Below are 24648 nucleotides of genomic sequence, written 5' to 3' on the forward strand. Positions count from 1 at the left end.
TCGCGCACCAGGTTGCGCGCCGGCAGCGCGCGGGTGAGCCTGCGCGGAGCGGTGCGCTCCTCGACGTGGCCGTCGCAGGCGACGGCCTTGGGGGTGATGCTGCGGGCGGGCAGGTCGTGCTCCGTCCGGCGAGCCACGTCGTTGTGGTTCATCGGCCAGTGTCCTTCCGTGTGTTCGGGTGGGTCGCCCGGCGTGGGATCACGCCGGGAAGTCTCCGTCGATGGTCAGCTCGTCATACCCGGGCCAGCGGACGGTCATTCGGTCGCCGTCGACCTCGGCCCGTCCCAGGACGGGCGTGACGGTGCGCGGGCCGGCGGCGGCCAGGGCCTCGGCGGCGGACCGCACCGGCAGCAGTTCGCGCAGCACGGTCACGGTCGGCGGCAGCATCCCGTAGCGGCCCTCGGCGTGTCCGGCGACGGCCTCGGCGGGGGCGAGCCAGGCCACCCGGTCGGCCTCGCCGACCGTTGAGGCGGCGGCCTGTCCGGCGGGCAGCGCGGCCACGAAGAACCAGGTGTCGAAGCGGCGCTCCTCGAACTCCGGGGTGATCCAGCGGGCCCAGCCGCCGAGCAGGTCGCTGCGCAGCACCAGGCCGTGCTTGTGCAGGAACTCGGCGAAGGAGAACTCGCGGGCCTCCAGCGCGGCCCGCTCGGCGGACCAGTCGCGGGCCTCGGCGGTGGAGTCCGCGTCGGGGCCGGCGAGCAGCACGCCGGACTCCTCGAAGGTCTCCCGGACGGCCGCGCAGACGACGGCCTGCGCCGTCCGGGGGTCGGTGCCGAGGCGTGCGCCCCACTCCTCGGGCGGGGGGCCGGCCCAGGCGATCTCGGCGTCGGCGTCCCGGGGGTCGACGCCGCCGCCGGGGTAGGCGTACATGCCGGCGGCGAACGCCATCGAGGTGCGGCGGCGCAGCAGGTAGGCCTCGGGGCCGTCGGCGGTGTCGCGCAGCAGCACGACCGTGGCCGCGGCCCTGGGCTCGGCCGGGGTCAGCTCGCCGGCGGCGAGGGCCCGGATCCGGGCGGGCCAGCCGGGCGGCATGGGGGTCGACGGTGCGCGGTCATCCATGCCCCGGATGCTAAGCGGGCGGGGGTGGGCTTGGACAGGGCCCACCCCCGCCCGGTGCTGTTCGGGGGCTCAGGCCCCGGTCCGCACCCGGACCTGGATCTCGACCTCGACCGGGGCGTCCAGCGGCAGGACGGCGACGCCGACGGCGCTGCGGGCGTGCACGCCGGCCTCGCCGAGGACCTCGCCGAGCAGCTCGCTGGCGCCGTTGACCACGGCGGGCTGGCCGGTGAAGTCGGGGGCGGAGGCGACGAAGCCGACCACCTTGACGACCTGCTCGACGCGGTCGAGGTCGCCGATCACGGACTTGACCGCGGCGAGCGCGTTCAGCGCGCAGATCTGCGCGAGCGCCTTGGCGCGCTCGGGCGTCACCTCGGCGCCGACCTTGCCGGTGTGCTGGAGCTTGCCGGCCACCATGGGCAGCTGGCCGGAGGTGAAGACGTGGTCGCCGGAGCGGACGGCCGGCACGTAGGCCGCCACTGGCGGGGCCACCTCGGGGAGGGTCAGGCCGAGCTCGGCCAGCTTCTCCTCAACCTTGCTCATCAGCTCTTCTCCCGCTTGAGGTAGGCCACGAGCTGCTCGGGGTTGTTCGGGCCGGGCACGACCTGGACGAGCTCCCAGCCGTCCTCGCCCCAGGTGTCCAGGATCTGCTTGGTGGCGTGCACGAGAAGCGGCACGGTGACGTATTCCCACTTGGTCATGGGGGTGACTCTAGACCGTCCGGCCACCGGGCCCGGCGACGCCACGGGGCGGGCGGCCCGGGCCCGCGGCGGGTCGCCCGCGGCGGGCCGCGGTGTGAGGTGGGACACAAAGGGGGCATGAATCCGGCCGGGCACCCGGATGGTCCCGCCATCGGCGGCGTCGGCTGGTTACCCTCGCCAAGGAGGGGGCACCCGTTGCGGTGCCCGGTCGACGCAGGACGGAGACGGAGCGTGGCGAGCACCCCCGGCCCATCGGCGCAGGCCGACCCCGACTGGGAGGGGGTCCGGCTGCACGTCGTCAGCGGCAAGGGCGGCACCGGGAAGACCACCGTCGCGGCGGCGCTGGCCCTGGCGCTGGCCGCCGAGGGCGGGCGGACCCTGCTGATCGAGGTCGAGGGGCGGCAGGGCATCGCCGAGCTGTTCGGGATGGCCGCGCTGCCCTACGAGGAGCGCAAGGTCGCCACCGTCTCGCCGTCCCGTCTGGGCCTGCCCGGCACCGGCCAGGGCGAGGTGTACGCGCTGGCGATCGACACCGAGCTGGCGCTGCTCGAGTACCTGGAGATGTTCTACAAGCTGGGCCGGGCCGGGAAGGCGCTGCAGAAGGTCGGCTTCGTCGACTTCGCGACCACCGTCGCACCGGGCGTGCGGGACGTGCTGCTGACCGGCAAGGCCTGCGAGGCGGCCCGGCGCAAGGGCCCGGACGGCCGCCGGGCGTACGACGCGATCGTGATGGACGCGCCCCCGACCGGGCGGCTCACCCGCTTCCTCAACGTCAACGAGGAGGTGGCCGGGCTGGCCAGGTTCGGCCCGATCCACGGTCAGGCGCAGGCCGTGATGCGGGTGTTGAAGTCCCCGGAGACGGCGGTGCACTTCGTGACGCTGCTGGAGGAGATGCCGGTGCAGGAGACCGTGGACGGCATCGCTGACCTGCGGGCGGCGCAGCTGCCGGTGGGCGGGGTGATGGTCAACATGGTCCGGCCGCCGGTGCTGGACGCGGCGGCCGTGGCGGCCGTCGACGGCGACCACCGCGAGGAGGTCGCCGTGGCGCTCGGCGAGGCCGGGCTGGGCGGCCGCTCGCGCAAACCGGAGACGGTCCGGGCCGCGGTGGAGCCGCTGCTCGCCCCGCTGCTGGAGCAGGCCAGGGAGCACGCCGAGCGGGTCGAGCTGGAGCGCGCGCAGCGCGCGGACCTGCAGCGGGCGAAGCTGCCGACGTACGAGCTGCCGCTGCTCGGCGAGGGCGTGGACCTGGGCGGGCTGTACCGGCTGGCGGGCGAGCTGAAGCGGCAGGGGGCGGCATGACGGCGGGCACCCGCAAGGAGCGGACGACGTCCGCGCTGGACGTGGACGCGCTGATCGACGACCCGGAGACCCGGATCGTGGTGTGCTGCGGCTCCGGCGGCGTCGGCAAGACGACCACGGCGGCGGCGATCGGGCTGCGGGCCGCGGAGCGCGGCCGGAAGGTCGTCGTGCTGACGATCGACCCGGCCCGCCGGCTCGCCCAGTCGATGGGCCTGACCGAACTGGACAACACCCCGCGGGTGGTGAAGGGCGCGCAGGGGCCCGGCGAGCTGCAGGCCATGATGCTCGACATGAAGCGGACCTTCGACGAGGTCGTGCTGGCCCACGCCGAGCCGGAGCGGGCGAAGGCGATCCTGGAGAACCCCTTCTACCAGTCCCTGTCGGCCGGGTTCGCCGGTACGCAGGAGTACATGGCGATGGAGAAGCTCGGCCAGCTGCGGGCCGAGGACCGCTGGGACCTGATCGTGGTGGACACCCCGCCGTCCCGGTCGGCGCTGGACTTCCTGGACGCGCCGAGCCGGCTGGGCTCCTTCCTGGACGGGAAGGTGATCCGGCTGCTGACGGCGCCGGCGAAGGTCGGCGGGCGCAGTGCGATGAAGTTCCTGAACGTGGGGATGGGCCTGCTCACCGGCACGCTCGGCAAGATCTTCGGCGCCCAGCTGCTGACGGACGTGCAGACCTTCGTCGCGGCGATGGACTCGATGTTCGGCGGCTTCCGGGAGCGCGCCGACCGCACGTACCAGCTGCTCAAGGCGCCGGGTACGGCCTTCCTGGTGGTGGCTGCGCCGGAGCGCGACGCGCTGCGCGAGGCGGCGTACTTCGTGGACCGGCTGGCCGCGGACGAGATGCCGCTGGCGGGACTGGTGCTCAACCGGGTGCACAGCACGGGGGCGCCGCAGCTGACCGCGGAGCGGGCCCTGGCGGCGGCGGAGGCGCTGGAGGAGAACGGCTCGCAGACCTCGACGGTGGCTGCGGAGACGCTGGCGGCGGGGCTGCTGAGGCTGCACGCCGAGCGGATGCAGATCATGTCGCGGGAGCGTCGTACCCGCGACCGGTTCGTGTCGGTCTACCCGGACGTGCCGATCGTCGAGGTGGCCGCGCTGGCCGGCGACGTGCACGACCTGGACGGGCTGCGGACCGTCGGGGACCGCCTGGGGACCACCGACCCCGCGGGCGCGGTGAGCTGAGCGCCCGCCAGGTGTGGTGGCGTGCCGCCGGGGGCGGACCGTCGGTCCGCCGCCCGTCAGCCCGCCTGCGCGTAGTCCGTCAGCACCACACCGGTGGCCAGCGAGGCCTCGTACTCGGTGCGGGCCGTCTCCAGCAGCCGGCGCCACGAGACCACCGTGGGCCTGCGGCGGAGCAGTGCCCTGCGCTCGCGCTCGGTCATCCCTCCCCAGACGCCGAACTCCACCCGGTTGTCCAGTGCGTCGGCGAGGCACTCCGTCCGCACCGGGCAGCCGCTGCACACGGCCTTGGCGCGGTTCTGTGCCGCCCCCTGCACGAACAGCTCGTCCGGATCACTCGTGCGGCAGGCCGCCTGCGCACTCCAGTCGTCCACCCAGCCCATTTCGGCGCCGTCCTCTCCCGAATCGGGGCTCCCCCACGGCGGCAACGGCATATTCACCGCTGCCAGTTGAGGACGTTACGGAAGAACGGCAGCGAGCAACAGCCCCTTCGGGCTCAATCTCAGATGGCCCAATCGGACTATGGGTGCCTGGAAGCTCACTCGTTGGAGTGATCGCAGGTCGCGGGGCTTGCCAGGACCGGTTCTGCCACTTTCGTCACACTGTGCAAGCAGGCACCGCCCGTCACACCCGGACAGCCGACAACAAACCGGCGCAAATTGGACAAACCTCATCACTCACAAGAGTGATGACGATGCACAGAGAGAAGCTGTCGCAGTTCTGTGACAAGCGTAGGCGAACACCTGCCCCCCTGTACGGGAATCGGCGACGTAGTGTTCTCCCCATGGCGACTCAGCGACCCGCGGGCTCCGTACTCGACAAGGCAGGCCTCGGCATCAAGCTCCTGGGCACCAGCGTGCTGGCCGGGATCCTGGTGGCCGGGATGGCCCTGCCGGCCGTGGGCGCGCTCGGTCTGACCGCCAAGGACACCGCGGACAGCTTCGACGACATCCCGAGCGACTTCACCACCCCCGCCCTCTCCCAGGCGTCGACGATCTACGACTCCAAGGGCGGCGTGATCGCCAAGGTCTACGACCGCGACCGGACCATCCTCACCAAGGAGCAGATGGCGCCGATCATGCGCCAGGCCCAGGTGGACATCGAGGACAACCGGTTCTACGAGCACGGCGCCGTCGACCTCAAGGGCGTGCTGCGCGCGGCCACCAAGAACGCCGAGGCCGGGTCCGCCACCCAGGGCGCCTCCACGCTGACCCAGCAGTACGTGAAGAACGTCTTCGTCGAGCAGGCCGGCGACAACCAGGACGCCTTCCTGGACGCCACCCGCAAGAGCCTCGGCCGCAAGGTCAAGGAGCTGAAGATCGCCATCAAGTTGGAGGAGGACCTGACCAAGGACCAGATCCTCACCAACTACCTCAACATCACCTTCTACGGGCACCAGGCGTACGGCATCGAGGCCGCCGCCAACCGCTACTTCAGCAAGAGCGCCAAGGACCTCACGATCCCCGAGGCCGCCATGCTGGCCGGCCTGGTGCAGAACCCCTCGGCCTACGACCCGGTGCTGCACCCCAAGGCGGCGCAGGTCCGCCGGGACACCGTGATCAACAAGCTGCTGGAGTACAAGCACATCACTCCCGAGCAGGCCAAGGAGGCCCTGGCCGCGCCGCTGGGCATCAAGTACAAGGAGCCGCTGAACGGCTGCATCACCGCGCAGTCCGGCATGGGCTTCTTCTGCGACTACGTCCGCCATGTGGTCAAGCAGGACCCGGTCTTCGGCAAGACCGCGGCCGACCGCCAGAAGCTGTGGAGCCAGGGCGGCCTCAAGATCTACACCACCATCGACCCGGCCAAGCAGGAGGCCGCGCACGAAGCGGTCACCACCAAGGTCAAGGTGACCGACTCGGTCTCCGCCGCGATGACCATGGTCAAGCCCGGCACCGGCGAGATCCTCGCGATGGCCCAGACCCGCCCCTACGGCCTGGACTCCAAGCAGAACCAGACCGTCCTCAACCTGAACGTCGACGCCGCCATGGGCGGCGGCAACGGCTTCGCCCCCGGTTCGACGTTCAAGCCGATCCTCGCCGCGGCCGCGCTGGAGTCCGGCGTCCCGATCGACCAGCAGTACCCCTCGCCGTACCAGATGAGCTACCCCAGGATGACCACCTGCGACGGCACCTGGAACGAGAAGGGCGTCCCGGTCGAGAACGAGAGCTCCACCGAGGTCGGCCCCTTCGCCCTGAAGGACGCCATGGCGAAGTCGGTCAACACCTACTTCGTGCAGATGGAGGAGGAGGTCGGCCTCTGCGCGATGAAGCAGATGGCCACCAAGCTCGGCATCGGCAAGCTCGCCAACGGCAGCCCGATCAAGCAGATCCCCTCCATGGTGCTCGGCACCCAGGAGGTCAGCCCGCTCACCATGGCCAGCGCCTACGCCGCCTTCGCCGCCCGCGGCAAGTACTGCAAGCCGATCGCGATCACCTCGATGGTCAACGCCGACAACAAGAAGCTCCCGGTGCCGAAGGCCGACTGCTCCCAGGCGATGGCCGAGACCACCGCGGACGGCATCAACACCCTGCTGCTCGGCGTGACCGAGAAGGGCACCGCCTCCGGGATCAACATCTCGGACGGCCGCCAGATCGCCGGCAAGACCGGCACCACCGACAACCGCTACGCCGCCTGGTTCACCGGCTACACCCCCGACCTTGCCACCTCGGTCTGGCTCGGCGGCCCCACCGGCAACATCTCGATGCGCAACATCCGCATCGGCGGCCGGTACTACTCCTCGGTCTACGGCGCCGACGGCCCGGGCCCGATCTGGCAGAAGGCCATGAACGAGGTCCTCGTCGGCACCAAGCGCAGCACCTTCGACACGGTCAACGTCCCCGAGGCCAACCCGACGCCCACCGGGTCCCCGGCCCCGCCGCCCGGCACCACCGGCGGGAACGGCAACGGGAACGGAAACGGCAACGGCGGGAACGGAAACGCCACCGGTCTGATCAACGGCGGCTTCACCCTGCCGCCCGGCACGTTCGGCGGGAACACCGGCCGGCCCCGCCACTGAGCGACCGCCCCGTCCACGCCGGAGGGCGGCCACCCCGCATCGGGTGGCCGCCCTCCGGCGTCGGTGTTCAGGTGTCGTCCCAGGCCGCCCCTCGGGCGGTGCCTGCGGTCAGCCCGCCAGCGCGGCCTTCACCGCGGCGGCCACCCGGCCGCCCTCGGCCCGGTCGCCCACCTTCGGGCGGACCAGCTTCATCACGGCGCCCATCGCCTGTGGACCGGACGCACCGCTCTCCGCCACCGCCTCGGCGACGATCGAGGCCAGCTCCTCGTCCGAGAGCTGCTGCGGCAGGTACCCGGCGAGCACCACGCCCTCCGCGCGCTCCTGGGCGGCCGACTCGGCGCGACCGGCGTTCTCGAACGCCGTCGCCGCCTCGCGGCGCTTCTTCGCCTCACGGGCGATCACCTTGAGCACCTCGTCGTCCGAGAGCTCCCGCTTGGTGTCGCCGGCCACCTCCTCGGAGGTGACCGCGGACAGCGTCAGCCGGAGCGTGGACGAGCGGAGCTCGTCCCGGGCCTTGATCGCAGCCGTGAGGTCCTCCTGCAGCTGCTGCTTGAGCGTCGTCATGGCGCAAATCCTCGCAGCCCGGAGCGCTTTCCGCGCACCAATTTGCCCCGGGTCCGGCCGCCCGCCCCCGGGGCTACCTCGGCGCGACGTCGGCTCGGCCCTCCGAAGGGCCTGCGGGAACGCCGGACGGGCCGGACGGACGCGTGCGAGGATCCCGGCATGGCGATGGCGGGAACGGACGCGTACCGGGCCGTGGACGGCCTTCCGAGCAGGGTCGCCCGGGCCGTGGCGGCCGCACGGGAGGCCGGCTTTCCGAACTCCTGTCGCCCCGAGCAGGGACGGCTGCTGCAGGTGCTCGCCGGCGGGGCGCGGGTGCGGATCGGCGAGAGCGGCACCGGGTACGGCGTCGGGCTGGCCTGGCTCGCCGCCGGGGCCGCGCCCGGAGTCGAGCTGGTCAGCGTCGAGCGCGACCCGGACCGGGCCGCGGCGGCCGCGGCGCTGTTCGCCGACGACCCCCGGGCCCGGGTGCTCGCCGCCGACTGGACGGAGCTGTACGCCCACGGCCCCTACGACCTGCTGGTGCTGGACGGCGGCGGCCAGGGCAAGACCGGCGGGGCCGCCGACCCCGGGCGGCTGCTCACCCCGGGCGGAGTGCTGGTGGTCGACGACTTCACCCCGACGGACGGCTGGCCGCCGCTGTTCGACGGCCGCCCCGACGAGGCACGGCTGCACTGGCTGCAGCACCCCGCGCTGCGCGCCGTCGACCTGCCGCTCGCCGCCGACCTCAGCACCGTCGTCGCCGTCCGCCGGCACCGGGACTGATCCGGGGCCGGTCCGGGGCCGGTCCGGGGCGTCCTCCGGTGACCTGCCCGTTCACGACCCGAACCGGTGTCTGAGAGCATGGACCGATGCGACCGCTGTACTCCGTCCCGCTCGGTGTCGCCGCCGCCGGCGCCGCCTGCCTCGCCTACTCCGCAGGCTACGAGGTCCGTGCCTTCCGCCTGCGCCGCGTCGAGGTTCCGATCCTTCCGCGCGGCGCACGGCCGATCCGGATCCTGCAGGTCTCCGACATCCACATGGTGACCGGGCAGCACAAAAAGCAGCGCTGGCTGCAGAGCCTCGCCGGACTCCGCCCCGACCTGGTGGTCAACACCGGAGACAACCTCTCGGACCCGCTCGGCGTCCCCGCCGCCCTGGACGCGCTCGGCCCGCTGATGGACTTCCCCGGCGTGTACGTCTTCGGCTCCAACGACTACTACGGGCCCGCCCGCAAGAGCCCCACCCGCTACCTCACCGCGCTGCGGACGGGCGTGCACGGCCTCAACAACCCGGACGGCTCCGGCCGCCGCGGCATCAAGGGCGCCGTCCACAACCCGTGGCAGAAGCTCCGCGACGGCTTCGACGAGGCCGGCTGGCTCAACCTCAACAACGCCCGCGGCCGGCTCACGATCGCCGGTCTCGACGTCGAGTTCACCGGCCTGGACGACCCGCACATCCGGCACGACAAGTACGCCAAGGTGGCGGGCGGGCCGTCCGCGGACGCCGACCTGTCGCTGGCCGTCGTGCACGCCCCGTACCTGCGGGTGCTGGACGCCTTCACCGCCGACCGCTACCCGCTGATCCTCGCCGGGCACACCCACGGCGGACAGCTCTGCATCCCGTTCTACGGCGCCCTGGTCACCAACTGCGACATCGACACCGACCGGGTGAAGGGCCTCTCCACCCACAAGGCCGGCGGCCACCGCTCCTACCTCCACGTCTCGGCCGGCTGCGGCACCAACCGCTACACCCCCGTCCGCTTCGCCTGCCCGCCGGAGGCCACGCTGCTGACCCTCACGCCGGGCCGCTGACCTGCTCCGGCGCCCCCGGGGGAATCGGATTTCGTCTCTCGGCACACCTCCTGTAGAGTTCTACTCGTTGCGCCGGAGACGGAAGGCAACAGAGCAGGACCGGGGTGTAGCGCAGCTTGGTAGCGCGCTTCGTTCGGGACGAAGAGGCCGTGGGTTCAAATCCCGCCACCCCGACCCAGTAGTTGCAGGAAGGGCCCTGCCGGAGAAATCCGGTAGGGCCCTTCCTCGTTCTGCGTGTCTAACTGCGTGACTACGCCTCAGGGGCGCGCTTGAAGAGTTCGTCCATCACCGTCGCCCCCGTCTGGATCACCGGGCGGATCTGCTTCCGGTAGACCTCCTCGGTGACCGCGGTGCTCGAATGGCCGACCAGCCGGGAGATCTTCCGTGGTCCGAGAGCAGGAAGCTGTGCCGCAGCTCCCGAGAGGTCCAGTCCGCCGCGGTGACGCCCTCCGCCTTGGTGATGGCGGCCCGGAAGGCCCGGCGGACGTGGGACGGGTCGAGCTCGTTACCCACCGCGGAGTGGAAGACGAGGTTGTTCTCCTCCCACTTGTCGCCGGCCGCCAGACGGTCCCAGCCCTGGTCCACCCAGTGGTCCCAGAGCACTTCGACGCACCGGGCCGGGAGGGCGAGGGTGTGCCGGGACTTCCGGGTCTTGGTGTCCCCGCCGGCCCGGACCGAGTGCCAGACCGCCATGTACGGCGGGATCGGCGGAGTCGCCTCGGGCTGACCCTTGAGGAAGACGTGGTCCCAGGTGAGCGCCCGCAGCTCCTCCGTCCGGGCCCCGGTGTGCAGGGAGACCACGATGTAGGCGTACATGCCGCTCTTCTCGACGGCCTTGAGCACCGCCTCGGCCTGAGCGAACGTCAGCGCCTTGGAGGGCCGTCCCGGCTGGCCGGTGGGGACGGAGCACAGCTCCACCACGTTGCGCTTCACCTTGTCGCGGGCCATGGCGCGCTTCACGGCCCGGTTCAGGCAGGAGTGGAGGCCCTGGAGGGTGCGGGTGCTCAGGGTCTTGGCCTTGGCGGCCAGCCAGCGGTCCACGTCCTCCGCGCTGAGGTCCCGGAGCTTGCGGTCGCCGAGGGCGGGGACCACGTGCAGGCGGCAGAGGACCGAGGCGGTCTCGATGGTGCGCTGGTCCCGTCCGGCGAGGCCGTAGGTCAGCCAGTCGTTCACCGCGTTCTCCACCGTGTAGTTGGTGGGCGCGATGGCGAGGCCGTCCTCATGGTCCCGGAGAACCTCCTTGAGCTTGTTCTTGGCCTCGGTCTTGGTCCTGCCGCTGCCGCGCTTCACGATGCGCTTGCCGCTCGGGTCGAAGCCCAGGTTGGCGGTGGCGATCCAGCGCTGGCGCTTCTCGTCCCAGTGGAGGCCGCCGTCTCCCCCTGCTGCGGCGGGTGGTCACTCAGTTCCCCCTTGCTTCGCGCTCCAGGAGCGCGACGTAGTCGCGCGAGGACGGCCGGGTGCTCGCGATCAGGCGCGCCGACAACGACACCTGGGAGCCGCCCGGCGGAGTGCTCGAACTCACCGAGACCGTCGAGGACGGCGTGCGCCGCGAGATCTTCGAGGAGACCGGCCTCACCGTCCGCGTCGAGCGGCTCACCGGCGTCTACAAGAACATCACGCGCGGAGTCGTTGCCCTGGTCTTCCGCTGCCACCCCGAGGGCGGGACAGAGCAGCTGTCCGACGAGTCCACCGCGGTCGACTGGCTCACGCCGGCCGAGGTGTCCAACCGCATGGCCGACGTCTACGGTCGACGGCTGCTCGACGCGTTCCGCGACGAAGCTACCCCGATCATCCGTACACACGACGGCCGTGACTGGTTCGATGAGCAGGAAGCCAGCTGACGTCCTGTTTAGTTGGCCGATAGGTATCCAACGGCGAGGCCAAGTCGGTTAGAACGGCGGAGCAAAGTTCGTGGCGGGCTCGGCGCCGTTGAGCATCTGGCGGAGGGTGTCGGTCAGGCCGTTCACGTCATTGACGTGTCGGAACCACGGCACATCGCCGAGGACGGGGGCCAGGTCGTCGGCCACAAGGGCGTCGACCGTGGCGCGGAGGTCGTCCGGGACGGGGCCGTCCGCGGGGCAGAGCCAGGCGAGCGCAGCGGGCACCCGGACGTCCGCTGGGCGGGCGGGGTCGGCCCACAGGGCATCGAGCCAGGTGGCGGCGAGCGAGCCGGTGCGCTCGCGGGCAAGTTCCGCGACCGCCAGCACGAGGCTCGCGCGGACTCCGGGCGCCCGCTCGACGGCCAGGCGGGTGCGAAGGGCGGCGGTGATGCGGTCGGCGCTCCCCAGGGCGGTGGCCAGGGTGTAGCAGGCCCAGATGCGGATCTCGGGGTCCGGATCATGCAGGAGCCCGAGGAGCAGGTCGGTGTCGGCGGTGACAGCGTGGCGCGACGCCTCGATGGCCCAGTTCATCGCGTAGCCGTCACACGAACAGCACAGGCCCGGCCGGACCGTCAGCAGGAACTCGTCGCGGGTGCCCCACCCCCAGTGCTGCTGGCGGGCCACCGAGGTAACGAGAGCGCGGGTGCGGCCGTGGGCCTGCGGGTCCGCGGCGAGGCGGAGCAGGAACGGCACGATCAGCGGTGCGCTTGCCTAGACCGAGGTCTGGTGGGTCATCAGGCCTGACAGCATGCTCAGCGCGAAGTCGACCGTCCGGGCATCCTCGGAGCGAGCCTGCACCAACCACCGTTTCGCGGGCGCTTCCCCGTCCGCGCCGTGGCCTAGCAGGAAACGCTCCCAGGGCACGTCGTCGAGGCGGAACCCGTCTTTGACGTCCTGCGGCATTCCCGCGATTACGGTGCGGACGTCGAACACAGTGTCCTCGTACGTGTCGTACCCCTCCCTGCACACCAGATCGAAGTCCCAGACCAGCTCATTGCCCACCACGCCCGCCCCTCCGAAGCCATCCGGCCCCATGACTAGCACTGCGCACCGACACAACGCGCTGCTGCGCGAGGGCACCCTCCTGGGGCATGTGTTGCGAGCAGCGTTGCGTCGCACCAGATAAGCACCAGATCGGGCGGTCAGTCGCGGTAAACGGCGGGGAAGGGCGATCGCGCGGAGAGGGCCCGCAGCCAGCGTTTGCCCAGCTCAGAGGCCGGGTTGCGGGGTAGGGGCCGCTGATTCCCAAGCTCAGGGCTCCCTGGGCCACTTGACCTCGGTCATTGAGACTCCACCACCCGCGAAGGCATCGGTCGCCCCAGCGACAACCGGCCAATTCAAGAAGCTTGCTAGCTCGCAGTAAGCTGCAGAATCTCGCCATGCCTTGCAGGTCAACGGCCATACTGGGCAGCAAGACGCTGAGGGTGGACTGGCGCGACAAAAATACGGGCCAGATGACAGGCCTACTGTTTGGAGGTATTGAATGACGACCAGCGGATTCCGGGTGCAATTTGAGTCCGAGCACGGTAGAACTCACTATGTTGTCGACAGCGCGGATGAAGTGGATTCATTCATAGATTCCCTACTGAACGGGAGGCACGAGCAGAACTGTGCCGTAGTTTATTCTCTTGCCCGCCCCTTGCTGGCATCGGGATACCCGGATCATGAGCTGGCGATCGGACTCGACAGGGTCACCCAGATGGGCGCGCTAACCTTCGCTGAAGATGAAAATTTCGTATCGAAGGGCTCGGTGAATCGCGGCATAGTCGAATACATGCTGCTCGGCCACGTGAGGGAGTTCATGCCTGGCTCAGAAATCCCTGTCCACCGTGTCCGTCAGGCAGTGAAGGAGTTTCTCGGCAATGGCGGCAAGATTCCGACGTGCATCGAATGGCAAGAGGAAGAGTTCTGAGTGCCGGATAGAAGAAAGGCGCCAACTGACATGCTTCCGGCGGTGTTGTCGGCCGCAAGCGACATGGTGGCAGCACTAATCGGCTCACGGCACCGCCCAGGTGACACGAAGGCCAGATAGCAGATCGTGGGCAGGAGTCGACTACCGGGCGCCGCACCAGATGGGCACCAGGTCGGACGGTCAGTCACGGTAATTGGCGGGGTGGGGCGATCCGGAGGAGAGCGCGCGCAGCCTGCGTTCGCCCAGTTCAGATACTGATTCGCGGCGTGAAACCCGTTGATTCCCAAGCCCAGAGCCCTTGCCGCCCCGATCCCAGCAGCAGATCATGATGCGATGCGACCTGAAGTAGTGGCGTTCATCGCCGGCGGTCCCCTCCCTGACTGGGACAGCACCGAAGAGGAGATCGACAGACGTCATGAACAGTTGGTCGCCATCTCCAGGCCCGTGACCGGCGAGGAGGCACGGGCGCTGGCGGACTGCTTCGGACCGGATGACTGCTACGGAGTCGCATGGACCCTGCTCCACCTCATCGAGACCGGCCCCAACCCGGTCCTTAAGGAGAGGCCGGCGCCAGATGCGAATGAGTGGCACATCCGGTTGTGGCGGCGGGCGGACAATGGCGGGCTGTACTCGTCCTTGTAGGTCGGGCCATCTCAGGGCCGCGCGAGGGGAACCATCGGCACTCAACGACGACAATCGCCGATCACTCCCCCGCAGGCCAGGGGGTTAATCGACGCTTGTGCCGCAGGTCGGAGGACCGGGGGCAGTCGCGGACGGCGCACCATTGGCGCAGGTCACTCAAGGTGACTGCCTTCCGCCCTCCGGAGGAGGCGGTGTCGGCATCGACGGTTACGGTCCGACCATGATGATCAGACCGTCCAAGACTTGGCGCGAAGGCGTGGCCGAGGAGGCACGCGAGCTTGCGGCAGGCACTCTAGAGCCCGAGCAGGCCTGTATGGCGAGCCTCTTCCCGGAGGCGCTCTTGGTCGCCACAGATGCTGTCCTCCAGGACTTCGAGACGGATGTCCGTGGGCTCGCAGAACCTTCGGACGAGCAGGTCTTGGAGGTGGTCAAGCGCGTGGTGATCGCGTTGAACGCCGTCAACGAGCCCTACGATCACGCCGCCTATGAAACCGGCGAGCGAGAGCAGCTGTGCGACTACATCGATCAAGTGCTGGAAGCCAGCAGTATTGATGTGCCGGCGCTTACGGCGCGCCGCGGCATCGACCGACATGCGATCACGGATGAGTGGCGTGACTGGTGATAGCTGACAGCGATGCGCAGGCGGCAAGCGCTGCTGTGAGTGTCTAACTGCGTAACAACGGCCCCGCACTTCGACGGACGACCACCGACGTTCGAGGAACTTTCACGCAGGTCAACGGTGCCACCGCCTCATGGCGGGTGAATGCCTGGGTTGCTTCGGGACGAAGAGGCCGTGGGTTCAAATCCCGCCACCCCGACCCAGTAAGACCAGGTCAGGCCCGGTCTCCCGCAAGGGAGACCGGGCCTGACTGGCTTTCCGGGACCTCTCGGGAGAATTCCGGGAGAAACCCCGTCCTGGAGGATCTCCCCGCCGGATCTACCAACCGGCCCTCAGCAGGGTGTCGAGCGTCCTCACCGGCGAGCCCGGCGACATCTCCCGGCGCACGGCGAGGGACTCCTCCCGCACCCGGCTGAGGTCGTCCATCAGGGTGCGGCGCATCTCGGCGGTGACGTGCGAGTAGCGGGCCCGGGGCGCACGACACCGCCCCTTCCTCCGGCCCGGACGCGGCTGCTGTGGCCGGGCGGCCGCCTCTAGCGAAGTGGTGCGAGCGGGTGGCCGGGCACGGCCGGGCGGGTGACCCTTGCGGGATGTCGACCGGGCCCGGGCGGCGGAATGTGTCAACGGTGGAAGTGCGGTGCCCCGGGGCACCGGCCACCCGACCGCCAACCCTCTCGGGGAGTGAGCACCGCCGTGTCCATCGCCCACCGGATCCTGCAGCTACTCCTCGCCCTCGCCTGCGCAGCGGGCCTGTGGACGGCCGCCGCCCCCGCCAGCGCCGCCTCGCACCGTACCGTCGCCGTCGCAGGTACCCCAGGTACGGTCGCTACCGCGGCGAACGCCGCCGCCGAAGCCGCACCGGCCAGCGGCCAGGGCGTCGACTGGGACGGGATCGCCGCCTGCGAGAGCGGCGGCCGCTGGCACCTCAACACCGGCAACGGCTACTACGGCGGCCTGCAGTTCGACCAACAGACCTGGCGCGCCAACGGCGGCACCGCCTACGCACCGCGCGCCGACCTCGCCACCCGTGAGCAGCAGGTCGCGGTCGCCGAACACCTCGCCGCCCGCCGCGGACTCGCCCCCTGGCCCGCCTGCGGCGCACGCACCGGCCGCCCCGGCGCCCACCACGCGGTCCCTCAGCCGCGACCGGCACAGCAGCCGGCCGCCGTCGAGAAGCCCGCCGCTGGCCAGAGTGCTGCCGTCGCCGAACCGGACACGGCCGCCGACCCCGCACCTGCGGACAACGCCGCCGTCGTGGTCCAGGACGGCGACACCCTGGACGCAATCGCCCAGACCCTGCAGCTCCCCGGCGGCTGGCCCGCCCTCTACCAGGCCAACCAGGACACCGTCGGCGACAACCCCGACCTCATTTTTGCCGGCCAGGTCCTGCGGCTCCCCTGAGCCTGTGCGCCGGAAACCGCCAGCCCGGCCTTCACCCGTCGGGCGTGTTCTCGCAACTCACCTGTCCACGGCTTACCGCACCAGTGCCCGCGCCGAGGGGAGGCTGATGCTCCGAGGCGCGCGATCTCCATACCGCCCGGGCAGGTTGAGGTAGCACGGCGCCTTCTCTCGGATTCGACGCCGCGGGAGAGTTGCGGGCCGGCGCAGCTGTGCGCCATCTGTGCGAGCAGGCTTCCAGACTGCCCAACTGTCCCATCGAGTTCCGTGTGTCGACACACGACCTGACGAGAGTCTGTTTGATGCTTCGCTTCGGGGGCGTTGATGCTCCCGATGTGGCGGTAGGCCAGGTGTGGGGCAGCCGGACGCTATTGCGCGCTCCTGCGGCGGTGTTGTCGCGGTCTTTGTCAAAGCCCGGCTCCGGTACGCCGGTACGCCGGAACGCGTACCGGCGACCGGTTGCCATGTGGGTGGGGCTCAGCAGTCCTCGGCGAACCTCACCGAGGCGTTCTCGTTGTACGTGTTGACCAGGTTCGCGGCATTGCGGTAGTTGAACATGTCCATCGGGCCGCTGTAGTTCGAGTTGTAGTACACCCGGACCGTCATGCACACGTTGGAGACAGCCGATGCGGCGTTGTTCTTGACGCTCTGTCCCTGGCCGTTGCCGGGGCTGGTGAAGGTGTACCCGGCGAGGTCGCGAATGTTCGACGACATCGCGATGTGGGAGCCCTGCTCGTTCGAGTTGTAGAAGAGGCAGAACTTGCCGTCCGGACAGTCGCGGACGGCGGCCTGCGCAGAGGTGGCGAGGGTGGGGACGAGCACGGCAGCGCCCAGGGCCACTGCGGCGAGCTTGAGGGTACGCTTCATTTCTTTGATCCTCTCTTCATGGGACGTTCCAGGCGTGTGTGCAATCCCCTCGGCGTGCCTGGGGAAGGGCGGGCGCGCCCGGACGTGAAAAAGTGTCAGCCCACTACTTCACTGGTCGCGCAGCACGGCGTCGGCCTTGGCGAGTTCCTCGGTCTTCGCCGCGAGCACCGCCGTGAATTCGGCTTGTTGCCGTGCTATCGATTCCTTCTGCAAGGAAGCCTCGACCGCGAACCAGGTGTCGATCAGATGCACTTGCTGCTTGCAGATCACGTCAGCCGCCGCCACCTGGAGCTCCAGCGGCGTGGGTGAGTCCCCCAGGAAGCGCCGGTCGCCGATGGCATCCATCGGATTGGGGTAGGAGTAACCCCTGTTCCTCATGCAGCCGGACCACGCCTCGAATGCCTGCGTGACCTGCGCCACCGACATGCTGGCCTTGAAAGTCTGGAAGTTGGCCTGCTGAGCCACGCTGCTCGGGCCCAGGTCCCCCGAACCGGCCAGGCCGCGCTTCGCCTCGTCGTAGCACCCGCCCGGTGGTACCGGTACGCCGTTGACCTGGAGGTTCGTTTCGTCCGCACCGGTCTTCCCCGGGAGGTGCCCGGTGAGCACCTGCTGCTGCTCGGCGGAGAACTGCGGCGGGCGGACCGGGTGGGTGCGCGGGTCGCGGTCGCCGAGGTGGTAGCCGTTTGCCGCCGCCTCGGCCGGGTCCGTCAGGCCGTACCGGCGGTCCATGAACGTGCGCGGTCCGGTCGGCGGGTCGGCGGGACTGATGGCGTAGTCGAGACCGAACCGCTGCATGCACGCCTTGCGCAGCACGGCTCCCGCCCTGGTCAGCTTCGCTGTCTCCGCCTCGGAGAAGAGATACGGCTCGATCGGAAGATGCAGATCGGCACCGGCCGGCAGTGCGGACGGAGACTGCGTGGTCGGCCTCGCCTCTGCGGCCGGCTGACCGGATGACGAACAACCGGCCAGGGCAAAGCACATGAGCCCGGCCAGCCCTACCCGCACACCTCTGCCGGTCAATCGCTGACGCGCGGCGGAACTCATACGCCGACGGCCCCGATCGCGGTCACCGTTGCACTCATGGCCAGGTACTTGCACATCTTCCGCATCTCGTCCTGCGTCCTCTTCCGGTCCGCTTGCAGTGGGCAGCCGGGTGAGCTCTCGCCCTGGACGCCATCGTGGTGTGCGGAGGTATCGCGGTGGTAGCGCCCCCCGGTGCGAAGAGGGTGATCCCGCCGCGGACGAACCGCGGAGGAGTACCGGGAGAATCCTGGGAGAAGATCTCGGCATCGAGGACGCATCAACAGCACTAAGCCCACCGCAGGCCAACGATTTGACCAGCGAGAATGGCGGTCGGCACAGGTCGGCTACCATCCCGGACCTCATCGGGACGAAGAGGCCGTGGGTTCAAATCCCGCCACCCCGACCCAGTGCAGGGGCCCTGCCGGAGAAATCCGGCAGGGCCCCTGTCGTTGTTGTGCGCCCGCCCGAGTGACAGAGCCTCAGGTGCGGCCCCGTACCGCTGCCCCTGCTGTGGCTTCGTCACCCTCGACGAGCATGGCGGGTTCGTGGGGGCGGTGCGTGCCCCGCGGCCCGAGGAGTCCCGTGCGGGAGTGAGTGGCCCGGATGTCGCGCAGGGCCCCGCGTGCGTCGCGTACCGCCCGGCCGGGCCGGCGAGGGGGTGCAGTGCTCGGGTCGGCACCGGGCCCACTCGCCGGGGCCTCAGTGGGCCGCTGGAGGGCCGGGCGGGCGCGCTTCAGGCGTAGACGTCCATCTGCTGGGCGAGCTGCTCGTGCGGGTACCAGTGGGAGATCAGGCCGTGCGGTTCGCGGGCGAGTTGGCGTCCGGTCAGGCGGTGCGACTCGGGGGCGGTGGCGGTGCCCTGCGCGGTGGGGTCGTTGCGGTGCTTGGGGGCGAAGGTCATCCTGTCTCTGCCTCTCGGTGCGGTGGTGCGCGGAATGGGTCCTGGGCGGTCTGCGGACAAAGTGAACGGTTGCCGCGAAACGGGGTTCGCGGCGCTGCGGCAGGAAGGCGGCCCGGGGCTCGGGGATTCCCGGCCGGTGGATTCCGCCGCTGCCCGGTCGCGTACCGCGCCGGCTCCGGAAGAACGCGCGGGAAGTCGGGTACGGGCGGCCCGGCGGCAGCGGGCACATCGGGTACGTCCGGTGCCGCGCCCATTCACCGGATTGCGGCGACGACGGCCGGTCCCCGATTGCGGACGGCTTTCGGTCACTCCCAGCCGGTGGTGTCGCCGGCCGCGGCGGCACGGACCACGGGGTGCCCGCCCGGCGCCGCACTCTGCGCCGCGAGGGCGGGGAGGGCGACGAGGGCCAGAAGGGCGGCGAGGGTGGCGACGGTGCGGTGCACGGTGTGACTCCGGTGGTGGTCGGGCTGGTCGGGTGATCGGGGCGGACCGGGCCGCCCTGCGGGGCCGGGGCGGACCGGCCGTGATCAAGCTTCGTTCGCGGACGGGCGCCGTGTCAGCTTCCGGAGCTGTCCTGATCCTGTCGTGGCAGGGACCGTCCACCTCCGGACGGCCCGGCGAGCAGCTGCTCGAAGTGGGCTCCGACGAGCGCGGCCCCGCAGTGGGCGACGGTGAGCGGGCGGAGCCTCGGCTCGGCGGCGATCGCCCGGACGGCGGCGGCGCGGGCGATGCGCTCGGACTCGACGAGGGAGGGCGCGGTGACGAACATGCCGACGGTCGGCGGGACGGTCCCGTCCCGGGAGATGCTCACGTGGTCGATCGGGCCGCCGGGGCGGAGGCGGTCGAGCAGCAGGTCCCGCAGGTCGTCCGGGGGTGCGGCGCCGTCGGGCGCCGCCAGTCGGACGTGGATCAAATACATGGGACGACTGTGCTGTTCGACGACGGCCCGCTACAAGGCGTACGGACGGACGCTTTATGCCACGGCAGGAACCGGACGGTCCGTCACGGAACGCTCCCGGGGTCCGGGCCGGCCCGACTTCCGGGGATGACGGATCTTGGCGGCTTCTGACTGATCACCTACAATCCGTACCCGCGCGTATGCACCGATTCACGCGGGTCTCCGGGGGGAAAATGCTGCACGAATTCGGCTTGGACGAAACGGCGGAAAGCGTTTACCGAGCCATGCTGGCCTTTCCCCAGGACGATCTGGCGCAGCTGTCCGGTCGGCTCGGCATGCCCCACGAAGAGGTCCGCGGGGTGCTGGACCGGCTGCACGAGCTCGCCCTCGTCCGGCGTCTCGCCGAGGAGCCGCCGAGGTTCCGGGCGGTCTCCCCGGACGTCGGCATGCAGGTGCTGGTGGCGCGGCAGCAGGCCCGGCTGGCCCTGGAACAGCAGCGGACGGAACAGGCCCGGCTCGCCGCCGCCCAGCTGATCGCGGACTTCGCGGCGCTGGCGCCCGACACCGGTCAGGGCGTCACCCAGCTCACCGGCATCGAGGAGATCCGGGACCGGATCAACGCGCTCTGCCACCAGGTGCAGGAGGAGGTGCTGACCTTCGCACCCGGCGGCGGGCAGAGCGCCGCCAACATGGAGGCCGCCAAGCCGCAGGACCGCATGCTGCTGGAGCGCGGCGTCCAGATGCGGACCCTCTACCTGGACAGCGTCCGCAACCACCCGCCGACGGTCGCCTACGCGCGGTGGCTCGCGGACCTGGGTGCCCAGGTGCGGACGGTGCCGTCGCTGCCGGTCCGGATGATGATCGTCGACCGGCGGGCCGCGATCATCCCCGTGCACGGCGAGAACACCGCGCACGGGGCGGTCGAACTGACCGGTCACGGCACCCTGGCCGCCCTCTGCGCGCTCTTCGAGTCGGTGTGGGACGGCGCGACCCCGTTCGGCGGGGCCGGGGCGCGGCCGCGCGACGACCGCGGGCTCGACGCCCAGGAGGCGGCGATGCTGCGGATGCTCGGCCAGGGCCACACCGACGAGGCCATCGCCAAGCGGCTCGGCGTCTCCACCCGGACGGCCCGCCGGATCGCCGCCGATCTGATGGACGCGCTCGGCGCCCGCAGCCGGTTCCAGGCCGGCGCGCGGGCGGTCGCCCGGGGCTGGATCACCGGCGAGGAGTGACGGCGGGCCCCGCTCCCGACGGGCCGTGGGTGGACGCTCTATGCCATCGCATGATCAGGACAGCTCGGACTGCTGACTTCCCGTCCGGCGCCCGGTGATGCTGGAGACCGCCGGACACCGCCAGGCCCGGCCCGTCGAACAGGAGCACCCATGTCCCGCATGCTCGCCAGGATCGCGACGCTCGTCGTGCTCGCCGCCGCGCCCGCGGCGGTGCTGCAGGCCGCCACGGCCGTGCCGGCCGCCTCGGTGGCCGGGGCCCGGCCCGCGGTCGCCGTCCAGGGCGACCCGACCACCGGCTGGGAGTGAGCGGGATGGAGCTCCAGCACCTGCGGGCGTTCCGGGAGGTGGCCCGCGCCTCCAGCTTCACCCTCGCCGCACGGAACCTGCACTGTGCCCAGTCCACGGTCACCGGCCAGATCAAGAGCCTGGAGCGCGCCCTGGGCGTGGTCCTCTTCCACCGCCGGGGCCGCTGTCCGATCGAGCTGACCGAGGCCGGCGAGCTGCTGCTGACCCGTACCGAGGAGATCCTGCGCAGCGTCGAGCTGACCAGCCAGGAGGTCCGCCGGGTGCAGGAGCTGCGGCGCAGCGCCCGCCCGTACCGCAAGGCCGGGTCGCCGGCCCGCGACCGCGCCGCGCTGGCGCCCGCCCGCGAGCTGACCGCGGTCTGACCCGCGGTCCGAAGCCCGCCCGCACCGGCCCGGCCGGCCGAAGCGCTACCGGTTGCGCCGGGCCTGCTTGCTGACGGCCTTCCACTGCTGGCGCACCTCGGCCATGGCCGCCGGGTCGTTGCGCCGGCGCCGGTAGTCGATCTCGCCCTGCAGCTTGCGCCAGCCGGACAGCCGGGCCGCGGGCAGCCGCCCGTCGGCGACCGCCTCCTCGACCGCGCAGCCGCCGTCCCCGCTGTGTCGGCAGTCGCCGTAGCGGCACTCGGCGGCGAACCGGGCGACGTCGGCGAAGACGTCCTCGACGGCCTCCTGGCTGGCCGAGAGCTCCAGTGAGCGGATGCCGGGGATGTCGAGCAGTACGCCGCCGGCGGCCAGCCGGTGCAGTCGGCGGGTGGTCGTGGTGTGGCGTCCGCCGACGCGGCCGAGGGCGGCCACCGGTTCGTGGGTGCCCTCCAGTTCGTTGAGCAGCGAGGTCTTGCCGGCGCCCGAGGGGCCGAGCATCACCGTGGTGGTGCCGGTGCCGAGGTGGGCGCGCAGTTGCTCCAGTCCGTCGCCGGTGCGGGTGCTGATCGGCACCACCGGGACGCCGGGGCTGAGCTGTTCGGCCTCCGCGGCACGGGCGGCTCCGCCGTCGTCGGTGGTGTCGCTCTTGGAGAGGACGAGGACGGGCTGTGCGCCGCTGTCCCAGCCCATGACCGACAGCCGTTCGACCATCCCGGTGTTGAGGCCGCCCTCCAGCGGGACGACCAGCAGGACGGTGTCGATGTTGGCGCCCATCACCTGGGGGGCGTGGCCGGCGGCGCCGGGCCGGGAGAGTGCGGTGCGGCGGTGGGCGACCTCGCGGATCCGGCCGTCGTCGACGAGGACCCAGTCGCCGGCGACCGGGGTCCGGTCGAGGGTGCCCGCGACGCTGACCGTGCGCGGCTCGTCGCCGGCGGCCGGGTCGAGCACCTCGCAGACCGAGCCGTGGTTGATCACGACCCGGGCAGGCGGCGCGTTCCAGGACCAGTGCTGCTCGTCCTCGGACGTCCAGCCGATCCGGCGCAGTTCGGCGCGCTCGTCGAACACGTGTGGTCTCCAGGTGTGGTGGTGGCGGGTCAGGCGGTGGCGGCGTCGTGCCGGACGGAGAGGAAGCCCGTCCAGGTGCGGCGCAGGCGGTCGCCCGCGGCCCGGTCGACCCGCTGGACGGAGTGCATGGTCTCCGAGCGGAAGACGACCAGCCGGTTGGGGCGGGGCAGGATCAGCGTCGGGTGGACGGCGGAGTCCATCAGGCCGTCGCCGTCCGCGGTGTCCGGGCCGGACGGCGCGTCGACCAGGGCCAGTCCGCCGCCCCAGCTCGCGCTCCAGGCGCGGTGGGCGAAGAGGACGAAGGCGCCGACCCGGCGCTCGCCGGCGTCGTTGTGCCAGCTGAGCCGGGAGCCGTCCGGGTAGGCCCACGGGGTGAAGGTGATGTCGAGGTGTTCGGCGCCGTCCCGGTCGAGGACGTCCACGGCGGCGGTGATCCGCTCGGCGACGGTCCGCTGCCAGGCCGGGGCGGTGTCGGGCAGGGCGGTGAGCGGATGCTTGGCGCCGGTGCCGTGGTAGCCGAAGCCGTCGAGGAACGGGTCGATGGTGCTGAGCGCGGGCTTCAGCGGGATCCGGGCGAACTCCTCGGCGAGGGCGGTGAACTCCGCCTCGGCGAGCAGGTCGTCGACCACCAGGTAGCGGCCGCCGCGGGAGTGGGTGTGCCCGGTCACGGGCGGACCGCCTTCCGGGCCGGGGCCGCGAGACCGGCGGCCGGGATGCAGAGCAGCGCGGTCGCGACGGCGAGGCCGAGGAACAGGGTGTCGTAGTGCGCGGCGAGCAGGCCGCCGAGCAGCATGCCGACGGGGGTGCCGGCCGAGTTGACGAAGTTGTCCACCGAGGCGAGCCGGGAGACGTACCGCTCCGGGATCTCGCTCTGGTAGGCGCTGTCCCAGATGACGCCGCAGGCGGCGGTGGTGAGGGCGGTGAGCGCGAAGGCCGCGCCGACCAGGGCCAGCGGCATCCGGTCGTGCAGCGCCAGGGCGACGAACTGGAGGACGGCGCCGAGGGCGACGGCGGCTGCGGCGGTGCGCCAGGCGTAGCGGCGGGTGGCGGCGACGACGGCGAGCGAGCCGAGCAGGGATCCCACGGCGAGGCAGGTGGCGAGCACGGACCAGGCGCCGGTGCCGCCGAGCGAGTCCACGGCGATGACGGGTCCGGCGACGGCGACCAGGCCGATGCCCAGGGAGACGACGAACCACAGGGCCATGCCCGCGCCGAACCACGGGTAGCGGGCCATCACGGCGAAGCCGGCGACGAAGCGGTCGTCGTCCGCGGGCTGTTCGGCCGTCGCGGGCCCGTCGGCGGCCGGGGCGGCGGTGTGCCGGGTCGGGGTCCAGATGCGGCGCAGCCGCAGCAGCAGCGCGAGGTTGACGGCGAAGGAGGCGCAGTCCAGCCAGAGCACCCAGGAGAAGCCGACGGTGCCCATGAGCACGCCGGCCAGGGCCGGGCCGAGCAGGAAGCCGAGGTCGGCGACGACGGAGAGCAGGCCGTTGGCCTCCTGCAGCCGTTCCTCGGGGACGAGTTCGGGGGTGAGGCCGAGCTGGGCGGGGTTGTAGAGGCCGGTGCCGATGCCGTAGACGGCGGCCGAGACGCACAGGTGCCAGCTCTGCAGCTGGATCGGGCCGAGGACGAGCAGGGCGAGGCCGGCCTGGGCTCCGATGCGCAGCACGTCCGCGGTCATCATCATCGTGACGCGGTTGTGCTGGTCGGCCCACCGGCCGCCGGGGGCGACCATGAGGAACCGGGCGACCCAGAGGCTGAGCAGCACCGAGGTGATGCCGGCCGCGGAGTCGGAGACCTGGTACGCGGCGAGCGAGAAGGCGACCGGGACGGGGGCGTCGCCGAGTTTGGAGACGGTGTTGCCGATGAAGAACGTCCGGAACCGGGCGTCCTTCAGGACGGCCGTCCCGGACTTGAGGCGGGAGAGGGGCAC

The 24648-nt window shown here is 71.3% G+C and carries 27 protein-coding genes, 1 tRNA gene and 2 pseudogenes; 13 read left to right on the forward strand and 17 right to left on the reverse strand.

The genetic code is table 11. The features are described 5' to 3' along the window. Positions 1-198: 198 nt before the first annotated feature. From ABZ641_RS04455 to ABZ641_RS04465, 3 genes are all read right to left on the reverse strand, one after another. Positions 199-1059 (reverse strand): NUDIX hydrolase, encoded by an 861-nt coding sequence (locus tag ABZ641_RS04455; protein ID WP_344622841.1) that lies wholly within the window; start codon positions 1057-1059, stop codon positions 199-201. Between the two features lie 69 nt (positions 1060-1128). After that, complete coding sequence (locus ABZ641_RS04460) at positions 1129-1599, reverse strand: RidA family protein (protein ID WP_344622842.1); 471 nt, start codon at positions 1597-1599, stop codon at positions 1129-1131. Continuing rightward, a complete protein-coding gene (locus ABZ641_RS04465; RefSeq protein ID WP_095874066.1) occupies positions 1599-1757 on the reverse strand; it encodes a DUF4177 domain-containing protein in 159 nt (52 codons plus the stop codon). The genes ABZ641_RS04460 and ABZ641_RS04465 overlap by 1 nt, the downstream gene beginning before the upstream one ends. A gap of 231 nt (positions 1758-1988) precedes the next feature. Between ABZ641_RS04465 and ABZ641_RS04470 the strand changes: the two genes are divergently transcribed. Together ABZ641_RS04470 and ABZ641_RS04475 are read left to right on the forward strand one after the other, a co-directional pair. Next, positions 1989-3056 (forward strand): ArsA-related P-loop ATPase, encoded by a 1068-nt coding sequence (locus tag ABZ641_RS04470; RefSeq protein WP_344622843.1) that lies wholly within the window; start codon positions 1989-1991, stop codon positions 3054-3056. After that, entirely contained in the window at positions 3053-4243 is a 1191-nt protein-coding gene (locus tag ABZ641_RS04475; protein WP_359979105.1) for an ArsA family ATPase, read from the forward strand. The genes ABZ641_RS04470 and ABZ641_RS04475 overlap by 4 nt, the downstream gene beginning before the upstream one ends. Positions 4244-4299: 56 nt before the next feature. Here ABZ641_RS04475 and ABZ641_RS04480 read toward each other — a convergent pair whose 3' ends face one another. Further along, complete coding sequence (locus ABZ641_RS04480) at positions 4300-4623, reverse strand: WhiB family transcriptional regulator (protein WP_043175103.1); 324 nt, start codon at positions 4621-4623, stop codon at positions 4300-4302. A 401-nt stretch (positions 4624-5024) separates the two neighbouring features. Between ABZ641_RS04480 and ABZ641_RS04485 the strand changes: the two genes are divergently transcribed. Beyond that, positions 5025-7259, forward strand: a complete 2235-nt coding sequence (locus tag ABZ641_RS04485; protein WP_344622845.1) for a transglycosylase domain-containing protein — start codon at positions 5025-5027, stop codon at positions 7257-7259. A gap of 108 nt (positions 7260-7367) precedes the next feature. Here the strand turns inward: ABZ641_RS04485 and ABZ641_RS04490 are convergent, their stop codons facing one another. Then, entirely contained in the window at positions 7368-7823 is a 456-nt protein-coding gene (locus ABZ641_RS04490) for a GatB/YqeY domain-containing protein (protein ID WP_344622846.1), read from the reverse strand. Between the two features lie 159 nt (positions 7824-7982). Between ABZ641_RS04490 and ABZ641_RS04495 the strand changes: the two genes are divergently transcribed. From ABZ641_RS04495 to ABZ641_RS04505, 3 genes are all read left to right on the forward strand, one after another. Continuing rightward, positions 7983-8585 carry a class I SAM-dependent methyltransferase gene (locus ABZ641_RS04495; RefSeq protein WP_359979109.1) on the forward strand — a complete coding sequence of 201 codons (603 nt, stop codon included), beginning with the start codon at positions 7983-7985 and terminating at the stop codon, positions 8583-8585. Positions 8586-8671: 86 nt separating this feature from the next. Beyond that, positions 8672-9613, forward strand: a complete 942-nt coding sequence (locus ABZ641_RS04500; RefSeq protein ID WP_344622848.1) for a metallophosphoesterase — start codon at positions 8672-8674, stop codon at positions 9611-9613. A gap of 100 nt (positions 9614-9713) precedes the next feature. After that, a tRNA-Pro gene (locus ABZ641_RS04505) sits at positions 9714-9787 on the forward strand. A gap of 76 nt (positions 9788-9863) precedes the next feature. On the opposite strand, the pseudogene ABZ641_RS04510 reads toward ABZ641_RS04505, so the two are convergent. Beyond that, positions 9864-11012 (reverse strand): annotated as a pseudogene (locus ABZ641_RS04510) (tyrosine-type recombinase/integrase). Between the two features lie 43 nt (positions 11013-11055). On the opposite strand from ABZ641_RS04510, the pseudogene ABZ641_RS04515 reads away from it, so the two are divergent. Further along, positions 11056-11454 (forward strand): annotated as a pseudogene (locus ABZ641_RS04515) (NUDIX domain-containing protein); the annotation flags it as partial. Positions 11455-11502: 48 nt separating this feature from the next. Here ABZ641_RS04515 and ABZ641_RS04520 read toward each other — a convergent pair. Both ABZ641_RS04520 and ABZ641_RS04525 read right to left on the reverse strand, forming a co-directional pair. Continuing rightward, positions 11503-12186, reverse strand: coding sequence for a hypothetical protein (locus ABZ641_RS04520; RefSeq protein ID WP_359979112.1), 684 nt, complete (start codon positions 12184-12186; stop codon positions 11503-11505). 18 nt (positions 12187-12204) lie between these two features. Further along, positions 12205-12495 (reverse strand): hypothetical protein, encoded by a 291-nt coding sequence (locus ABZ641_RS04525; protein ID WP_359979114.1) that lies wholly within the window; start codon positions 12493-12495, stop codon positions 12205-12207. 481 nt (positions 12496-12976) lie between these two features. On the opposite strand from ABZ641_RS04525, the gene ABZ641_RS04530 reads away from it, so the two are divergent. Both ABZ641_RS04530 and ABZ641_RS04535 read left to right on the forward strand, forming a co-directional pair. Then, positions 12977-13405: an Imm1 family immunity protein gene (locus ABZ641_RS04530; RefSeq protein WP_359979117.1), complete on the forward strand. Its 429-nt coding sequence runs from the start codon at positions 12977-12979 to the stop codon at positions 13403-13405. 862 nt (positions 13406-14267) lie between these two features. Further along, on the forward strand, positions 14268-14669 hold the full coding sequence (locus ABZ641_RS04535; protein ID WP_359979120.1) for a hypothetical protein: 402 nt from the start codon (positions 14268-14270) through the stop codon (positions 14667-14669). A gap of 315 nt (positions 14670-14984) precedes the next feature. On the opposite strand, the gene ABZ641_RS04540 is transcribed toward ABZ641_RS04535, so the two are convergent. Then, positions 14985-15107, reverse strand: coding sequence for a hypothetical protein (locus tag ABZ641_RS04540; protein WP_359979122.1), 123 nt, complete (start codon positions 15105-15107; stop codon positions 14985-14987). 240 nt (positions 15108-15347) lie between these two features. On the opposite strand from ABZ641_RS04540, the gene ABZ641_RS04545 reads away from it, so the two are divergent. Then, a complete protein-coding gene (locus tag ABZ641_RS04545) occupies positions 15348-16067 on the forward strand; it encodes a transglycosylase family protein (RefSeq protein WP_359979125.1) in 720 nt (239 codons plus the stop codon). Between the two features lie 474 nt (positions 16068-16541). Here ABZ641_RS04545 and ABZ641_RS04550 read toward each other — a convergent pair whose 3' ends face one another. The 5 genes from ABZ641_RS04550 to ABZ641_RS04570 all read right to left on the reverse strand — a co-directional run bounded on the left by ABZ641_RS04550 (position 16542) and on the right by ABZ641_RS04570 (position 19774). Then, positions 16542-16931: a peptidase inhibitor family I36 protein gene (locus ABZ641_RS04550; RefSeq protein ID WP_344622851.1), complete on the reverse strand. Its 390-nt coding sequence runs from the start codon at positions 16929-16931 to the stop codon at positions 16542-16544. Between the two features lie 108 nt (positions 16932-17039). Continuing rightward, complete coding sequence (locus ABZ641_RS04555; protein WP_359979128.1) at positions 17040-17975, reverse strand: hypothetical protein; 936 nt, start codon at positions 17973-17975, stop codon at positions 17040-17042. A 712-nt stretch (positions 17976-18687) separates the two neighbouring features. Then, positions 18688-18855, reverse strand: coding sequence for a hypothetical protein (locus ABZ641_RS04560; protein ID WP_344622853.1), 168 nt, complete (start codon positions 18853-18855; stop codon positions 18688-18690). 305 nt (positions 18856-19160) lie between these two features. Next, a complete protein-coding gene (locus ABZ641_RS04565; protein ID WP_344622854.1) occupies positions 19161-19298 on the reverse strand; it encodes a hypothetical protein in 138 nt (45 codons plus the stop codon). Positions 19299-19411: 113 nt separating this feature from the next. Then, a complete protein-coding gene (locus ABZ641_RS04570) occupies positions 19412-19774 on the reverse strand; it encodes a hypothetical protein (RefSeq protein WP_359979132.1) in 363 nt (120 codons plus the stop codon). Between the two features lie 212 nt (positions 19775-19986). On the opposite strand from ABZ641_RS04570, the gene ABZ641_RS04575 reads away from it, so the two are divergent. From ABZ641_RS04575 to ABZ641_RS04585, 3 genes are all read left to right on the forward strand, one after another. Next, a complete protein-coding gene (locus ABZ641_RS04575) occupies positions 19987-20985 on the forward strand; it encodes a helix-turn-helix domain-containing protein (RefSeq protein ID WP_359979134.1) in 999 nt (332 codons plus the stop codon). A 150-nt stretch (positions 20986-21135) separates the two neighbouring features. Further along, the gene (locus ABZ641_RS04580; protein WP_344622857.1) at positions 21136-21291 is read left to right on the forward strand and encodes a hypothetical protein; all 156 of its coding nucleotides are present in this window, start codon (positions 21136-21138) and stop codon (positions 21289-21291) included. Between the two features lie 5 nt (positions 21292-21296). After that, positions 21297-21653: a LysR family transcriptional regulator gene (locus ABZ641_RS04585; RefSeq protein ID WP_359979137.1), complete on the forward strand. Its 357-nt coding sequence runs from the start codon at positions 21297-21299 to the stop codon at positions 21651-21653. Positions 21654-21698: 45 nt separating this feature from the next. Here the strand turns inward: ABZ641_RS04585 and rsgA are convergent, their stop codons facing one another. The 3 genes from rsgA to ABZ641_RS04600 are packed head-to-tail and all read right to left on the reverse strand — an operon-like array spanning position 21699 to position 24648. Then, positions 21699-22718, reverse strand: a complete 1020-nt coding sequence (rsgA, locus tag ABZ641_RS04590) for a ribosome small subunit-dependent GTPase A (RefSeq protein WP_344622859.1) — start codon at positions 22716-22718, stop codon at positions 21699-21701. A 29-nt stretch (positions 22719-22747) separates the two neighbouring features. Continuing rightward, the gene (locus tag ABZ641_RS04595; protein WP_359979139.1) at positions 22748-23386 is read right to left on the reverse strand and encodes a 2OG-Fe(II) oxygenase; all 639 of its coding nucleotides are present in this window, start codon (positions 23384-23386) and stop codon (positions 22748-22750) included. Beyond that, the gene (locus tag ABZ641_RS04600; protein ID WP_344622861.1) at positions 23383-24648 is read right to left on the reverse strand and encodes an MFS transporter; all 1266 of its coding nucleotides are present in this window, start codon (positions 24646-24648) and stop codon (positions 23383-23385) included. The genes ABZ641_RS04595 and ABZ641_RS04600 overlap by 4 nt, the downstream gene beginning before the upstream one ends.

Source organism: Kitasatospora sp. NPDC007106 (assembly GCF_040634455.1).
Classification (GTDB): Bacteria; Actinomycetota; Actinomycetes; order Streptomycetales; family Streptomycetaceae; genus Kitasatospora; species Kitasatospora arboriphila.

What these genes read in the sequence shown, in the direction of transcription:
- ABZ641_RS04500 (WP_344622848.1), top strand. Translation starts at nt 8,672, where the DNA reads ATGCGACCGCTGTACTCCGTCCCGCTCGGTGTCGCCGCCGCCGGCGCC.
- ABZ641_RS04580 (WP_344622857.1), top strand. Translation starts at nt 21,136, where the DNA reads ATGTCCCGCATGCTCGCCAGGATCGCGACGCTCGTCGTGCTCGCCGCC.
- ABZ641_RS04455 (WP_344622841.1), bottom strand. Translation starts at nt 1,059, where the DNA reads ATGGATGACCGCGCACCGTCGACCCCCATGCCGCCCGGCTGGCCCGCC.
- ABZ641_RS04540 (WP_359979122.1), bottom strand. Translation starts at nt 15,107, where the DNA reads ATGCGCCGCACCCTGATGGACGACCTCAGCCGGGTGCGGGAGGAGTCC.
- ABZ641_RS04495 (WP_359979109.1), top strand. Translation starts at nt 7,983, where the DNA reads ATGGCGATGGCGGGAACGGACGCGTACCGGGCCGTGGACGGCCTTCCG.
- ABZ641_RS04585 (WP_359979137.1), top strand. Translation starts at nt 21,297, where the DNA reads ATGGAGCTCCAGCACCTGCGGGCGTTCCGGGAGGTGGCCCGCGCCTCC.
- ABZ641_RS04460 (WP_344622842.1), bottom strand. Translation starts at nt 1,599, where the DNA reads ATGAGCAAGGTTGAGGAGAAGCTGGCCGAGCTCGGCCTGACCCTCCCC.
- ABZ641_RS04560 (WP_344622853.1), bottom strand. Translation starts at nt 18,855, where the DNA reads ATGACCTTCGCCCCCAAGCACCGCAACGACCCCACCGCGCAGGGCACC.
- ABZ641_RS04465 (WP_095874066.1), bottom strand. Translation starts at nt 1,757, where the DNA reads ATGACCAAGTGGGAATACGTCACCGTGCCGCTTCTCGTGCACGCCACC.
- ABZ641_RS04550 (WP_344622851.1), bottom strand. Translation starts at nt 16,931, where the DNA reads ATGAAGCGTACCCTCAAGCTCGCCGCAGTGGCCCTGGGCGCTGCCGTG.
- ABZ641_RS04555 (WP_359979128.1), bottom strand. Translation starts at nt 17,975, where the DNA reads ATGAGTTCCGCCGCGCGTCAGCGATTGACCGGCAGAGGTGTGCGGGTA.
- ABZ641_RS04475 (WP_359979105.1), top strand. Translation starts at nt 3,053, where the DNA reads ATGACGGCGGGCACCCGCAAGGAGCGGACGACGTCCGCGCTGGACGTG.
- ABZ641_RS04480 (WP_043175103.1), bottom strand. Translation starts at nt 4,623, where the DNA reads ATGGGCTGGGTGGACGACTGGAGTGCGCAGGCGGCCTGCCGCACGAGT.
- ABZ641_RS04490 (WP_344622846.1), bottom strand. Translation starts at nt 7,823, where the DNA reads ATGACGACGCTCAAGCAGCAGCTGCAGGAGGACCTCACGGCTGCGATC.
- ABZ641_RS04535 (WP_359979120.1), top strand. Translation starts at nt 14,268, where the DNA reads ATGATGATCAGACCGTCCAAGACTTGGCGCGAAGGCGTGGCCGAGGAG.
- ABZ641_RS04570 (WP_359979132.1), bottom strand. Translation starts at nt 19,774, where the DNA reads ATGTATTTGATCCACGTCCGACTGGCGGCGCCCGACGGCGCCGCACCC.
- ABZ641_RS04530 (WP_359979117.1), top strand. Translation starts at nt 12,977, where the DNA reads ATGACGACCAGCGGATTCCGGGTGCAATTTGAGTCCGAGCACGGTAGA.
- ABZ641_RS04575 (WP_359979134.1), top strand. Translation starts at nt 19,987, where the DNA reads ATGCTGCACGAATTCGGCTTGGACGAAACGGCGGAAAGCGTTTACCGA.
- ABZ641_RS04485 (WP_344622845.1), top strand. Translation starts at nt 5,025, where the DNA reads ATGGCGACTCAGCGACCCGCGGGCTCCGTACTCGACAAGGCAGGCCTC.